Here is a 12,783-nt window from a genome sequence, read left to right on the forward strand (position 1 = left end):
TTTTCCCGCGTTCACCTCGCGCTCGTGAAAAGAGTGTAGCAAGAGCAACCCCCGCCGTCAGGGGGCCTCAACAAACGATGTAACATGGGGGTGGCATATAAGGGGGCGGAGCGGCGGCGCCTACGCGTACTGGCTCACCAGTTCGTTCAACACGCCGGACAGCGACAGGCCAGCGGCCTTGCACGCGGCGGGGAACAGGGAGTTTTCCGTCATGCCGGGCGACACGTTCACCTCGAACACGCGCGCCTGCGCGCCGTCCCAAATGAGGTCGATGCGGGCGAGGTCACGCACGTTGTAGGCGCGGTACACCTCAAGCGCGGCGCGCTCGATCTCGGCGCGGATAGCCTGCGCGTCGCCCTCTTCGGGCGCGAGCGAGGCGTTGCGCACGGGCGCGAAATATTCCACGGCACCAGGGGTTATGCGTGCCTCGGTGTCGTAGAGGCCCGACTTCGGCACAATTTCCACGGGCGGCAGCGCGTAAGCGTCCCAGCCGGTGCCCAGCACAGACACAGCCATTTCCACGCCGTCGATCCACTGCTCAATGACCACCGCGTCGTCGAACGACAGCGCGTCAAGGATGGCTTCGCCCAGCTGGTCGATGCTATCCACGCGGTGCACGCCCATGGCCGACCCGCCGTGCGCGGGCTTCACCGCCACGGGGTAGCCACCAATCACGCGCTCTTCCACCAGGTCAAGCGCCGTGGCCGCGCCCATGTCCTTGAACGCGTCGCGCGCAATGTAGAGGCCCTGGGGCCAGGATGCGATGGGAGCCTCGCCGGTGATGGCGCGGTAGGCGGCCATCTCGGAGTGCATGGAGTCTTTGTTCCACGCGCGCTGGCACACGCTCGACGGTGAGCCGATGAAGGGAATGCCCACGAATTCCAACAGGCTTTGGATGGTGCCGTCCTCGCCGTGCTTGCCGTGCAGGGCGCTGTAGCACACGTCCGGGCGCTCGCTGCGCAGCGTGGGAACGAGGTCGCTCGTGGTGTCCAGCGGCACCACTTTGTGGCCGGCCTCTTCCAGCGCCGCGCACACGTTCTTGCCGCTGGCCAGGGAAAACTCGCGCTCGAACGACGCGCCGCCCATCAACACTGCAACTTTGAGGCCCATAGTGTTCCTTCCAACCTGCTCATCCGGCGGCGCGTTTGGCTGACGCCACACGGGATCCTTCGACTACGCTCACTCCGTTCGCTCCGCTCAGGATGACAGCGGAGGTTGCTTACTTCATTCGCTCCGCCGGGTGAAGCGGAGGTTGCTCTTTGTTCACTCCGCCTTGAGAGGGCGGAGGTTGCTCTTTGCTCGCTCCGGTCAGAGACGCGGAGGTTATTCTTCGTTCGCCCGGCGGGTTAATCAACCTTAATGGCACCTGCATCTAAGAAGACGCGGTACAGTTCGAGGCGTTCGTTGATTACTTTGGCGAGGCGTTTTATGGCTTCGTTCAGCTTTTCGGGTGGGGCGAAGCTGAAGTTGATGCGCATGGAGTTCTTCCCGGTTTTGCCGTCGGGGAAGAAACTGTCGCCCGGGACGTACGTGACGCCCGCCTCAAGCGCCTCGCTCAGCATAGACGCGGTGTCGAAATACTCGGGCAGGGTGACCCACACGAAGAAACCGCCGTCGGGGCGCGTCCATGAGGCCTCGGCCGGAAAATACTCGTCGAGCGCGGCCAGCATAGCGTCGCGCCGCTCGTGATAGGTGCTCACAAATTTCTGCAACGTTTTCTGCCAGGGGGTGTCGGTGAAGTAGTGCTCCACCACCACCTGATCAAACGAGCTACCGCACAAGTCGGTGCCCTGCTTCACCAGGTTCACCTTCGACAGTACGTGTTTCGGCGCTACAATCCAGCCCGTGCGCAGGCCCGGCGCGAACACCTTAGAAATAGTGCCCAGGTAAATAACGTCGTCGGACAGCGCTTTGAGCGGCACCATGTGGCCGCCGTCGTAGCGCAGCCGCCCGTAGGGGTCGTCCTCAAGCACCATGAAATCGTATTCAGCCGCCAACTCCAACAGCCGCTTGCGGCGCGCGGATGACATGGTCACGCCGCCGGGGTTCTGGAAGTTCGGGATGGTGTAGAGGAATTTCAGGCGCGGATTGCCTTTGCCAATGCGCGCGAGCTCTTCCTCCAGCAAGTCCATGCGCATGCCCTCGTCGTCGAAGGGGATGCAGTGAATGTCCGGCTCATAGGCGGAAAATGCCTGCAACGCGCCGAGGTACGTAGGCCCTTCTGCCAGAATGATGTCGCCCGGATTGATGAACGCCTTCGACAGAAGGTCGAGCGCTTCCTGGGCGCCGGAGGTGATAAGCACGTTTTCGGGCTTGGTGCGCACGCCGATGTCGCGCATGAGGTCGCAAAATACCTGCTTCGTTTGCACGCGGCCGTCGGTGGAGCCGTACTGCAGCGCCACGGCACGCTCATCTTCGCACACGGCGCGAACCGCTTTCTTGATGGCACTTTGCGGGAGCAGCGAGACGTCGGGCATGCCGCCCGAGAGCGAGATTACGTCGGGGCGTGACGCGGCGGCGAACAGATCGCGCACAGCGGAAGATCGCATCTTCACGACGCGCTCGGCGATTTTTTCGCCCGTCTGGTCGAATGTGAGGTGAGCTGAAGTCATGACGCGTAGCGTACCACCGCCTCGTTCAGAAAGTGTGCCGCATCGCGAAAAGCCCGCAAAGCGACCAAATCGTCGGTGAAACTCACCTCCACGCGGGCGCGGCGGGCGAATTCGTCAAGCCATTCGGTGGTGCCCACGTACACGGCGTCCGGGTGCGGGTCGGCACGCGTTTGCAGGTCGATTACCAGGTGTTCCAGCACGTGCGGCAGCGTGGTGTGGGTTATGACAGCCCCGAAAGTGTCGCCTTCGTCGTTCACGCAAGCGTGGCGCGGAAGGTTGGGGAAGGCGTGCGTTATGCGGGCGGCCAGCGCGGGCGTGGTGAGGCGCGGGGCCGTGGGCGCGAGGGTGACCTCGCAGATCACGCGGTCGTTTTGCACGACGAGGCGGTCGATAGTGAGGGGGGTCATGCGGGCGCACCTGCGAGGGTTATGCCGATTGCGTTTTCGCGCGTTGCGCGAAAGGGCGATTCGTGAGTCGCCCCAACGGGACCTGCAGGGATTACCTCAATTGTATTTTCGCGCGTTGCGCGAACGGATGCTCTGGAGAGCATCCCTACGGGGATACACGTTGTAGGGAGGCTACTCATGCAGCTACGTCGTTGACGTCGAAAATTTCACCGGGAGTGGCGGGGACGCCAGGATCGGCGCTCTTTGTGTCGTCGGGGGTTGACTGAGGGGCCTCGTCCTTTGCAGCGTCTTTCCCCTGATCATCGGGCGTGGCCGAGGGGGCGGGGGCGGGCGCGGGGGCAACCAGCGAGGGGTCGGTGCGCGGCACAGCGGCGCCGTCATGGGACACGCGCACCAGCGATGTCACGCCTTCACCGTCGGCATATTCCAGCGGCGGTTCACCCTGGAGGGCGCGCACGAGGTTCTGCGCCGTCCAGCCGATATCCTCAAACAGCGTTGACGTGCCCGAATAGTCCGGGCCTTCCACAATGAACAGGCGCGTACGGTCGGGCGAGAAGCGGTAGCGGCCGTGCCCGCCCTTGTTGCCAAACGTCAGCTCCAGCGTTTTTGCGCCCGTGTCCAGCGTGTAGCCGTAGACCACGTCCTCGGTGAGTTTGACGGATTCCTTGTCTATCACAATGACGGTAGAAGTGCCTTTGACCTGCCACTCCCCCACAAATTCCAGGCTGTCGTCGTAGCGCATCCAGCGGTCCCACGAAAACAGGCCCGCCACCGCTACCACTAAGGCGAACAGCACCAGCACTACTATATAAGGCCAGCGGCGACGCTTCTTCGCCACGCGCTTGCGCGAGCGGGAAGACCCCTCGGTCTCTTCCCCGCCGCGGCCCGAATTCGTGCGCGCGGACGTGCGCACCGAAGAGCGCTGCTCAGAGGCCGACGCGCCCCGACGTGAAGTCGAGGCGCTCGTCGCCTGTTCTGTCTTCTTGCGTTTCCGGGTCACGCACTCACCTGCGCTGATTCGCCTTGCCGCGCTACTCCGGCGCGATAACCTCGACGCCGCCCATGTAGGGCACCAGCACGTCCGGCACCTTGATGGAGCCGTCGGCCTGCTGATAGTTCTCGATGACTGCGGCCATCGTGCGGCCCACGGCCAGGCCCGACCCGTTCAGCGTGTGCACGTAACGCGAGCCCTTGAAGTTCTCGGGGTCGCGATAGCGAATATTCGCGCGGCGCGCCTGGAAATCGGTGCAGTTGGAGCACGACGAAATCTCCTTGTAGCCGTTGTACGACGGCAGCCACACTTCCAGGTCATACGTCTTCGCGGCGGAGAACCCAATGTCGCCGGTGCAGAGCGATATCACGCGATACGGCAGGCCCAGCAGCTGCAGGATGTTCTCGGCGTCGGCCACCATGGCCTCAAGGTCGTCGAAGCTTTCCTCGGGCTTGGCGTACTTCACCATTTCCACCTTGTCGAACTGGTGCACGCGAATGAGCCCGCGTGTGTCGCGGCCCGCGCTGCCGGCCTCTTCGCGGAAGCACGGCGTGAACGCACAGTACTTCAGCGGCAGCTGGCTGGCGTCCAGCGTCTCGCCGGCGTGGATGTTCGTGAGCTGCACCTCGGCCGTCGGAATGAGGTAGAGGCCTTCGGTGGTATGGAACAGGTCTTCCTCGAACTTCGGCAGCTGGCCCGTGCCCGTGAGCGTTTCGGCGTTGGCCATGGCCGGGCACCACCACTCTTTGTAGCCGCGGGAGGTGTGCGTGTCGGTCATGAAGTTGATGAGCGCGCGCTCCAGACGAGCGCCCAGGCCGCCCAGCAAAATGAAGCGGCTCGCGGCCAGCTTCACGGCGCGCTCGAAGTCGATAATACCCAGTTCAGGCCCCAAGTCCCAGTGGGGCTTCATCTCAAAGCCCTCGGCCGCGAAGTCGCGCGGGGTGCCCCAGCGACGCACCTCGGGGTTGTCGTCTTCGTCGTCGCCCACCGGCGTGGAGTCGGCCGGCATGTTCGGCGTGGCCAGCAGCAAATCGCGCAGGGCGGCATCGGCCGCTTCGCGCACAGCCCCGATGGAAGCCAGCTCGTCGTTGATGGCGCGCACGCGCTCCTTCGCGGCCTCCGCTTCGTCCTTCTTGCCTTCGGCCATCATGGCACCGATGGACTTCGACGCAGCATTGCGCTCGGCCTGCAGCGCTTCCTCCTGCGTGATGGCGGCGCGGCGCTCTTCGTCTAGCTGGGAGAAGCGCGCAGCATCCCAGGAAGCGTGGCGGTTCTTCATCGCTTCGGTGACGGCCTCAAGATTCTCGCGGACGTATCGGATGTCTAGCATGGTCGCGCTCCTTCTTGCTTGCGATTGTCGCGGTTTATTTGTCGCGGTTTTTCGATGAGTACAGTATAGCGCACGGGTGCGCGCGGCCCGCATTACTCCACGGCCTCGGCATCCCCGCCGGTCGCGCCCCTACCGCCCGCTTGACGGCGGCGCACCTCGCGGGCCAGGCACGATATAACCTTCCCCACGTTAATGGGTTTTGACAGGTGCGCGTTCATGCCGCTTTCCGCCGAGGCGCGCTCGTCTTCGGCAAACGCGTTGGCGGACATGGCCACAATGGGTACAGAGGTGGCGTCGGGCCGAGGCAACGCGCGGATGCTGCGCGTGGCTTCGTAGCCGTTGAGCAGGGGCATTTGCACGTCCATGAGCACGGCATCGTAGTAATCGATGGGCGAGCGGTCGAACATATCGCACGCTTCCTGCCCATTCTGCGCGCGCTCCAACAGCAGGCCACGTGCGCCCAACAGCTCGCACGCTATTTCGGCGTTGAGGTCGTTGTCCTCGGCCAGAAGAATGCGCGCGCCGCACAGGAGTTCCTCGTCGGCGTTGGCAGCGGAGGAGCCCGTGCCGGCTGAGCCAACTCCTAGCCCGCGACCAGGCACTCTGCGGGACGCCACGCGGCGCACCTCATCGGACAGCGCGCTTGACGGAAGCGCGGGGGTACCCACACCAGCCGCCCCGCCTTCGTCTTCGCCAGATGCGGCATCTTTCCCTCGCGCGGCCGCTTCCTCTTCTGCCTTCACGCGTTCGGCCTGCTCAAACTCCAGTCGCTCCGAGTCCAGCGCCACGCGCAGATTCACGGCAATGGTGAACGTGGTGCCCTGACCCATGGCCGTGTCCACGTGAATGTAGCCGCCCATCATGGCCACGATGTTCTTCACAATGGGCATGCCCAGGCCCGTGCCCTGCGCGTTCGAGCGGCCTTCCATCATGAACGGCTCGAACAGGTGCTCCTTGAACTCGTCACTCATACCTATGCCCGTGTCGGCCACCACAAACGTGACGCAGCGATACAGCGCCGTGGACACCGGGCGCACCGACACCGTCATGCGAATGCTGCCGCCCTCGTCGGTGTACTTCACCGAGTTCGTCAGCAGGTTAATAAGCAGCTGACACAGGCGCTTGAAATCGCCGACAAACACCTCTTCATCCTGCGCGCCCTTTACTTCGAAGGTCTGGCCCTTCTGTTCGCACTGCGGGCCAATAACCGCAATAGCGTGCTCCTCCAAGCTTGAGAGGCGGAATGGCTCACTCGAAAGCGTCATTTTGCCGCTTTCAATTTTCGCGATGTCCAACACATCATTAATAAGGTTAAGCAACTGATCGGAGGCCAACCCTATTTTGTACAGGCTTGCATCCACCTTTTCGACGTCGCCGGGATGCATGCGCATCACCTGTTGCATGCCGAAAATGGCGTTGAGCGGCGTACGCATTTCGTGGCTCATACGCGACAGGAATTCGGATTTCGCGTGGTTAGCCGCTTCCGCCGCCATCATGGCGTCTTTCATGGACTCTTCGAGTTCCTTCTCGGTGGTCACATCTTGCAGCGCCACGAGCACCTGGAATTTGCCGTCATAGCACAAAGGCGCGGTGGCGTAGGAGGTCCAGCGCGGCTCGCCGGTGCCTTGGAAGGTGAACGAGAACGTACCGTGCGCAATTTCGTTCTGCTGACCTGCTCGTAGACGCTCAAGCAACGTGCGACCCTCGTCGGACAGACGAAGGTTGTCAGGAACGCTGGGGTCGCTGATGAGCTCGGGCATGGAGTAGCCCGTGATGCGCGCAGCCTTCGCCACAATGGGTGTGACCGTGCCGTCGTCGGGACAATACAGGTTCACGGCCATATCCAAGCTATCGGACAAGGCTTTGTACAGGCGCGCTTTCATGGACACTGTGCGCTCGGTCATGCTTTTGCGATACGCGTTCAGCGTGATGACCAGCACGCCGGCGAAGCACAGCACCACCATGAGGAATATCGCCTGGAACGCCGTGAGTACCGACGAGGCCTCGGCGCGCACGTTCGCCACCGGCACGATGTTGCACACCGACCAACTACCGCGGCCCACCGGCGCCACGCACACATAACTTTGCTTGCCGTCGATGAGGCTCACGCCCAGGCCCGTCTGCCCGGACGCCACCGCAGTGCGCAGGGCTTCAAGACCGCCACCCGCCGGCATGCCCTCAAAATCGGTGGGTTGGGAAGATTTCTCCAGGAAACCGTAGATGGTTTCACCATCTTCCACCGGCACGTCCGTGCGGTCGGTGGGCTTCACCAGAATCTCGCCAGAAGCGCTGTCGAACAGCAAGAAGTAGCCGCGGCCGTCGAACATGTCCAGGTCAACAGGCATGGAAAACAGCGAGAGCGGAATTTGCACGAACAGGGCGCCCACCTGCTGCTCGTCGATGTACAGCGGGCGCTGCGCCATGCGCACGTGGCGGCCGTCTTTCAGTTGGAAGGTGTTAGAGAACGATTCTTCGGCGCGCGACAGCGCGGTTTCTGGCTGCGTGAGCTGGGAGACGGAGAAGGGCTCGCCCTTTTCGTCGAGGCCTTCGCCGTTCATATCCGTGAACGCGGCGCCGGCCAGCCCGAAGCTTTTCGTCATGCCCGCAAGTGCCGGCACCACCGCCGCGGGATCGGTGGATTGCACCTCGAACGCGCCGATGGCCTGCTGCACGATGTAGGCCCGGTCGGCCACGTTGCCGGCCGTTTGCTCGGTGAACGTGATGGCTTGTTGTTCGGCGCTTTGCTTGAGCTTGTGATCGATAGAACCAATCAGCCCGATAGCCACGCCCAACACAACCACGACGATGAAAACAGCAAGGAGGTAGATGGCAACCTGTCTGCCGTGCTCCGGCTGATTTCCCGCACGCATGCACCCACAACCTTTTCATTCTTCCGTATCTTGAAGGATTCTCTTGCGAAGGTATCCTGAAATTGCAATGGCATAGTATACTCTACCCACAAAATGAAGTTACGAGGGGTCGGCCCGGTGGTTGGCCCTACCGATAGGATGAAGAGGCAGCTCATGGATTTTGGGGAACTCTACAATTTCCTGTTTAACACGTTTGAGGGCGTTGGGTGCCTCATTGGCATTGGCCTAGTGTTGAGCCTGATCGCATGCGTGATTATGGAACGCCGCACGCGCAAGCGCTTCGCGAACCGCGAGGCGAGCGAGGACGATTGGTCGTTCTTCGACGATGATGAGGACAACAGCAAGTAGCCTGCGCGCCGCGCCGGCTGTTTCAACCAGACGACGACGGGCGCTTGCGGGCGCCCGTTTTCAACTCGGCAACGCTTCGCGTGCGTGCGCGCGGCGGCCGTACCATTCTTTCAGCAACCCCTACCGAAGAAGGAGAACCTCATGAGCGAACCCGCTTTGCACCTCTACCAGCGCGAAGGCGCCTACATTCCGCGCGTGGCCGCCGTGCACGATTTGTGTGGCTACGGGAAGTGCTCGCTGGGCGTGGCCATTCCGGTGCTGTCGGCCGCGGGCTGCGACGTGTGCCCCGTGCCCACCGGGCTGTTCTCGTCGCACACGGCGTTTCCCGGCTGGTACATGCACGACACCACCGCCATGCTGGCCGACTATTTGGCGGCATGGAAGAACATTGGCGTGGAAATTGACGCGGTGTACTCGGGCTTTTTGGGCGCACCTGAGCAGGTGGAACGGATTCGCGACCTGTACGCGATGTACCCGAGCGCGCTGCGCGTGGTTGACCCAGTGATGGCCGACCACGGGAAGGTGTACCCCACGTACACGCCGGAGCTGTGCGACGCGATGGCCGAGTTGGCCTGCGGGGCCGACATTTTGACGCCAAACTTGACGGAGGCTGCCATCATTTTGGGCGAGCCTATCGGCGAGGACTGGGGCGGCACCGATATTTCTGACGCTGAGGCACACCGCCTGGTGGATGCCCTGGTGGCGAAGGGTGCGAAGCACGTGGTGCTGAAGGGCATCCAGCGCGAGGGCGAGACGTGCATCCGCAACTTCGTGGGCGGTACGGATATGGAAACGGTGGAAGTGCACAACGAGTATCTGCCCTACATGCTGCACGGCACAGGCGATTTGTACGCGTCGTGCCTGTTGGCGGCCGTAATGGCGGGCCGCACGCTGGAAGAAGCCGTGCGCTTCGCCGGCGACTTCGTGCACGACGCCATGATTGTGAGCGCCCAGCAACCCGAGTTCGAAGCCCGCGGCGTAAGTTTCGAGCCCCTGCTGGGGAACGTGTGCGAACTGCTGGGGTAGGAGCGGTTGGCGGATTGGCCGTAGGGGCTGCAACAACAGTCCCTCGGTCGCCGCAAAAGTGTGAATGACTTGCTTGATGGCCTGCGAGGATGCTAGTCCTCGTAGGCCGTTTCTTCGTCTGGGTAGTCTGCGTAGTCTGCGTAGTTGTCCCATGCTTGTTCGCGTGGTGTTGGTGGGGTGAGCCAGGTGGCTATGATCAGGGCGAGTATAGCTAGAATGGTGGAGATGAGGGCTGGGGTGGACGGGACCCAGGTGTGGCCGCTTGATGCGAACCAGGCGGCGGCGCAGATGCCGGCTGCTAGCAGAGCGGCTGCCAACAGCACGCCGAGAGCGGCGAGCACGCGCGACGGACGAAGACGACAGGCGGCAAGTGCGGGAGCCGCGGCCAGCCAGCTGACCGCGATGCACCAGGTGGCAGGCTGCGTGAGCAGCGTAGCGAGGTTCGCCTGCACATCGACGCCTGCGAAGAACCCGTGAGTGAAGGCGCCCCAGCCGAGCAGCGTTCCTTCACCAAATGACCCCAAGATCACGGCAACTACCAGGGAGAATACCGTCGTACCAAACGCGCGCGCCGGCGTGAGGAATAACCCTGCCGCCAGCGGTGCCAGCTGGTTGCCTCCCACTGCCCCCGCAAGCGGCACCGCAAAGGTTGCGTTTGCCGCAGCGTTCCCTGCGCGGCCGGCGAAGTACCACCATGTACCTGTTGCCGCCAAAAACACGCAACCGGCAGCAGGGGCGTTCTGCGCAACCAGCACAATACCCAGCGCGCAGTACGCCAGAAGCGCGCCCAGGTGCGACTTGAGCGCGCCCGCCAGCGTGATGAGCGCGAACAGTCCCCAGAACAAAAGCGTCTGCGGGCCTGCGGCTCCGAGGATTCCGTCGAGGCCTCCCACCTGGGGCAAGTTCGCCAGCGCCACAAAGGCTACGGCGGCACTTCCCAGCGCGCCTATGAGGTGCGCAGCCACTTTCGCGTGGAACGGCGTGAGGCGTTCGCGCAGCGGGGGGCGCGGCGGACGGGGCGCGGGCGCGATGTCTTCCTCTTCTTCGTCTTCGCCCTCACCTTGGGCGTCGCCCACCAGCACGGTCAGTTCGCGGCGGCCGCGCTTGGCATCACCCAGGAACTTCTCCATTTCTTCGGCGAAGTCGGTCACGTTGTCGTAGCGCTGCTCGCGGTCGGGGTCCAACGCGTAGAAGATCACATCGTCGGCCGCTGGGTCTAGCTCATCCCAGCACAGCGACGGCAGCACGAGTTCCGCGTCTTCGATGGCCGTTTCGGCGCGGTCGAGGTCGGGGGCGATAAAAGGGTTCTGACCAGCCAACATCTCGTAGGTGACCGAGGCGAGCGCCCACTCGTCGCAGCGCGCGTCCAAACTTTCGCTGCGCATTTGCTCCAGCGGCATGTAGCCAATGGTGCCGCCGCCCGCCGCGCCGAACCCGCCCGCGTCGGCCAGCGTGGCCAGGCCGAAGTCGGTAACCTTCACCTGACCCTGGCGGTTGATGAGCACGTTGTCAGGCTTAATGTCCAGGTGAAGCACCTGGTTTTCGTGCGCCACCTCCAGCGCGTGGGCCACCGACGTGAACACGGCCGCCACCATGTCCAGCGTGAGGTAGTCGCTGTAGTCGCGCAACAGGCGCGTGAGCGTGACGCCTTCGACGAACTCCATAATAAGGTAGGCGGTGCGATCCCCCACCTCGAAGTCGTACACCGTGACGATGTTCGGGTCGGTGAGCATGGCCGCCGTGCGCGCCTCGTCGAGGCCCGGGATGTGCGCCATCGAACGCACGGGCGCGAGGCCGTAGGGGTCGAAGGGGTCGAAGGGGTCGTCGTCGGCCGGCGTGGGCGTGCGGTCGGAGGTGAGATTGGGGATGGGTGGGAGTGCGAACGCGCCGGGTTCATCCCAAGGGGGCGCGTCGCTGGGCGCGGCGGGTTCGTCCCAGGGGGGCGCTTCGTCCAAGTCTACTTCTTCGAAACGCGGCAGCTCATGGGTGCTTTGAACAGGCGATTCGCCCGCCGCAGCAACACCTTCCGCACGTTCATGCGCGTGGGTACCCGCCGGATGTCGAACCGCGTTCGCCCCGGGCAGCGCCGCGCGAGCCGCGTCCACTTCGTTCAGTTCAATAATTTTGATGGCCACTTTGCGCTGGATGCGCGTGTCCCACGCCTGAACGACCGTGCCAAAACCTCCGGCGCCGGCCTCTTCGATGGGGCGATAACGATCCAATATGAGCGTGTTGCGTGCCATGCGCCTTCCATGCTGTCGTTTCGGTTCGGTTCAGAAAGCGGCGGGCGGCATTTCTCGCCCGCATCGAACATGATAGCGCATCCGCCGCGGTTGGTCATAATGCATACGCCAGGGGGCAGGGTTAGGTTGATGGAGGGCATCGACCGCACTGGTGCGTGGTACACTTTCCGCATGACTTCCTATACCACCATCGCAGGGCGCGCGTTCGCCGAGATCGAAGAGAAGAAGAGCCGGTTCATCGCCGGCTTGGCGCACGTAGAGACCGAGGACGAGGCGCTGGCCTTTTTGGACGAGGTGCGCGCGGCGAACCGGATGGCGCGCCACAACGTGTACGCCTACGTGCTGCGCGAGGGCGGCGCGGGCGCGTCGGGCCGCGTGCGGTATTCCGACGACGGCGAGCCCCAGAAAACGGCCGGCCTACCCACGCTGGAAACCCTGCAGCACGCGGGGCTCACGGATGTGATTGCCGTGGTCACGCGCTATTTCGGCGGCACCCTACTGGGCACCGGCGGCCTCGTGCGCGCCTACACCCAAGCAACGCAAGCCGCTATCGAGGCGGCCGAGTTAGTGGTGGTATCGCGCTGCGTGGATATCGAAGTGCGGCTGGCGTACGCCAAGTACGACCAGTTCACCCGCATGGCCGCCGACTGCGGCGCCAAAGTCCTCGACACCGCCTTCGACGACGAAGTCACTCTACGCCTCCGCATGCTAGACGGCACCCAAGACCCCCTGCTGCTGAAACTGACGGAGTTGGAACGCGGCCAAGAACGAGTAGACGTGAGCGAACCTGTAGACGCCCCGTTTTAGAGCGCGCAAAACAAGTATGCCGAAACCAGCTCTGCACGTGATGAGGTCCGGATTGGCAGAGATCGCCCCTTAGGGCGTGCGGCAGGATTCTTGGACTTACTCAGGCTACCAGCCCGAGTCTTCTACGGCGGCCTGCGATGGTTTCGCAG

General features: G+C 63.3%; 10 protein-coding genes. 3 read left to right on the forward strand and 7 right to left on the reverse strand.

Annotated features, from left to right (window positions below):
• Positions 1 to 120: 120 nt before the first annotated feature.
• From QNJ86_RS11890 to QNJ86_RS11915, 6 genes are all read right to left on the reverse strand, one after another.
• A complete protein-coding gene (locus tag QNJ86_RS11890; protein WP_283832847.1) occupies positions 121 to 1,110 on the reverse strand; it encodes a D-alanine--D-alanine ligase family protein in 990 nt (329 codons plus the stop codon).
• Between the two features lie 236 nt (positions 1,111 to 1,346).
• Complete coding sequence (locus tag QNJ86_RS11895; protein ID WP_283832848.1) at positions 1,347 to 2,612, reverse strand: aminotransferase-like domain-containing protein; 1,266 nt, start codon at positions 2,610 to 2,612, stop codon at positions 1,347 to 1,349.
• Positions 2,609 to 3,019 (reverse strand): cyanophycin synthetase family protein, encoded by a 411-nt coding sequence (locus QNJ86_RS11900; RefSeq protein WP_283832849.1) that lies wholly within the window; start codon positions 3,017 to 3,019, stop codon positions 2,609 to 2,611. Before QNJ86_RS11900 ends, QNJ86_RS11895 begins: the two co-directional genes overlap by 4 nt.
• A gap of 175 nt (positions 3,020 to 3,194) precedes the next feature.
• Positions 3,195 to 4,019 carry a hypothetical protein gene (locus tag QNJ86_RS11905; protein ID WP_283832850.1) on the reverse strand — a complete coding sequence of 275 codons (825 nt, stop codon included), beginning with the start codon at positions 4,017 to 4,019 and terminating at the stop codon, positions 3,195 to 3,197.
• Between the two features lie 31 nt (positions 4,020 to 4,050).
• The gene (serS, locus tag QNJ86_RS11910; RefSeq protein WP_283832851.1) at positions 4,051 to 5,340 is read right to left on the reverse strand and encodes a serine--tRNA ligase; all 1,290 of its coding nucleotides are present in this window, start codon (positions 5,338 to 5,340) and stop codon (positions 4,051 to 4,053) included.
• Positions 5,341 to 5,432: 92 nt separating this feature from the next.
• The gene (locus QNJ86_RS11915) at positions 5,433 to 8,210 is read right to left on the reverse strand and encodes a hybrid sensor histidine kinase/response regulator (RefSeq protein WP_283832852.1); all 2,778 of its coding nucleotides are present in this window, start codon (positions 8,208 to 8,210) and stop codon (positions 5,433 to 5,435) included.
• A gap of 153 nt (positions 8,211 to 8,363) precedes the next feature.
• Here QNJ86_RS11915 and QNJ86_RS11920 point away from each other — a divergent pair, with 153 nt between their 5' ends.
• Entirely contained in the window at positions 8,364 to 8,558 is a 195-nt protein-coding gene (locus QNJ86_RS11920) for a DUF6724 family protein (protein WP_283832853.1), read from the forward strand.
• Between the two features lie 141 nt (positions 8,559 to 8,699).
• On the forward strand, positions 8,700 to 9,584 hold the full coding sequence (locus QNJ86_RS11925; RefSeq protein ID WP_283832854.1) for a PfkB family carbohydrate kinase: 885 nt from the start codon (positions 8,700 to 8,702) through the stop codon (positions 9,582 to 9,584).
• Between the two features lie 92 nt (positions 9,585 to 9,676).
• Here the strand turns inward: QNJ86_RS11925 and QNJ86_RS11930 are convergent, their stop codons facing one another.
• Positions 9,677 to 11,827: a serine/threonine-protein kinase gene (locus QNJ86_RS11930; RefSeq protein WP_283832855.1), complete on the reverse strand. Its 2,151-nt coding sequence runs from the start codon at positions 11,825 to 11,827 to the stop codon at positions 9,677 to 9,679.
• 171 nt (positions 11,828 to 11,998) lie between these two features.
• Here QNJ86_RS11930 and QNJ86_RS11935 point away from each other — a divergent pair, with 171 nt between their 5' ends.
• On the forward strand, positions 11,999 to 12,634 hold the full coding sequence (locus QNJ86_RS11935; protein ID WP_290996512.1) for an IMPACT family protein: 636 nt from the start codon (positions 11,999 to 12,001) through the stop codon (positions 12,632 to 12,634).
• The last annotated feature ends 149 nt before the right edge of the window (positions 12,635 to 12,783 follow it).

It is taken from the genome of Gordonibacter faecis, from assembly GCF_030077735.1.
GTDB lineage: Bacteria > Actinomycetota > Coriobacteriia > Coriobacteriales > Eggerthellaceae > Gordonibacter > Gordonibacter faecis.

Coding starts and splice junctions, on each gene's coding strand:
- QNJ86_RS11900 (WP_283832849.1), bottom strand. CDS start 3,019: ATGACCCCCCTCACTATCGACCGCCTCGTCGTGCAAAACGACCGCGTG.
- QNJ86_RS11915 (WP_283832852.1), bottom strand. CDS start 8,210: ATGCGTGCGGGAAATCAGCCGGAGCACGGCAGACAGGTTGCCATCTAC.
- QNJ86_RS11895 (WP_283832848.1), bottom strand. CDS start 2,612: ATGACTTCAGCTCACCTCACATTCGACCAGACGGGCGAAAAAATCGCC.
- QNJ86_RS11890 (WP_283832847.1), bottom strand. CDS start 1,110: ATGGGCCTCAAAGTTGCAGTGTTGATGGGCGGCGCGTCGTTCGAGCGC.
- QNJ86_RS11925 (WP_283832854.1), top strand. CDS start 8,700: ATGAGCGAACCCGCTTTGCACCTCTACCAGCGCGAAGGCGCCTACATT.
- QNJ86_RS11920 (WP_283832853.1), top strand. CDS start 8,364: ATGGATTTTGGGGAACTCTACAATTTCCTGTTTAACACGTTTGAGGGC.
- QNJ86_RS11935 (WP_290996512.1), top strand. CDS start 11,999: ATGACTTCCTATACCACCATCGCAGGGCGCGCGTTCGCCGAGATCGAA.
- QNJ86_RS11930 (WP_283832855.1), bottom strand. CDS start 11,827: ATGGCACGCAACACGCTCATATTGGATCGTTATCGCCCCATCGAAGAG.
- serS (WP_283832851.1), bottom strand. CDS start 5,340: ATGCTAGACATCCGATACGTCCGCGAGAATCTTGAGGCCGTCACCGAA.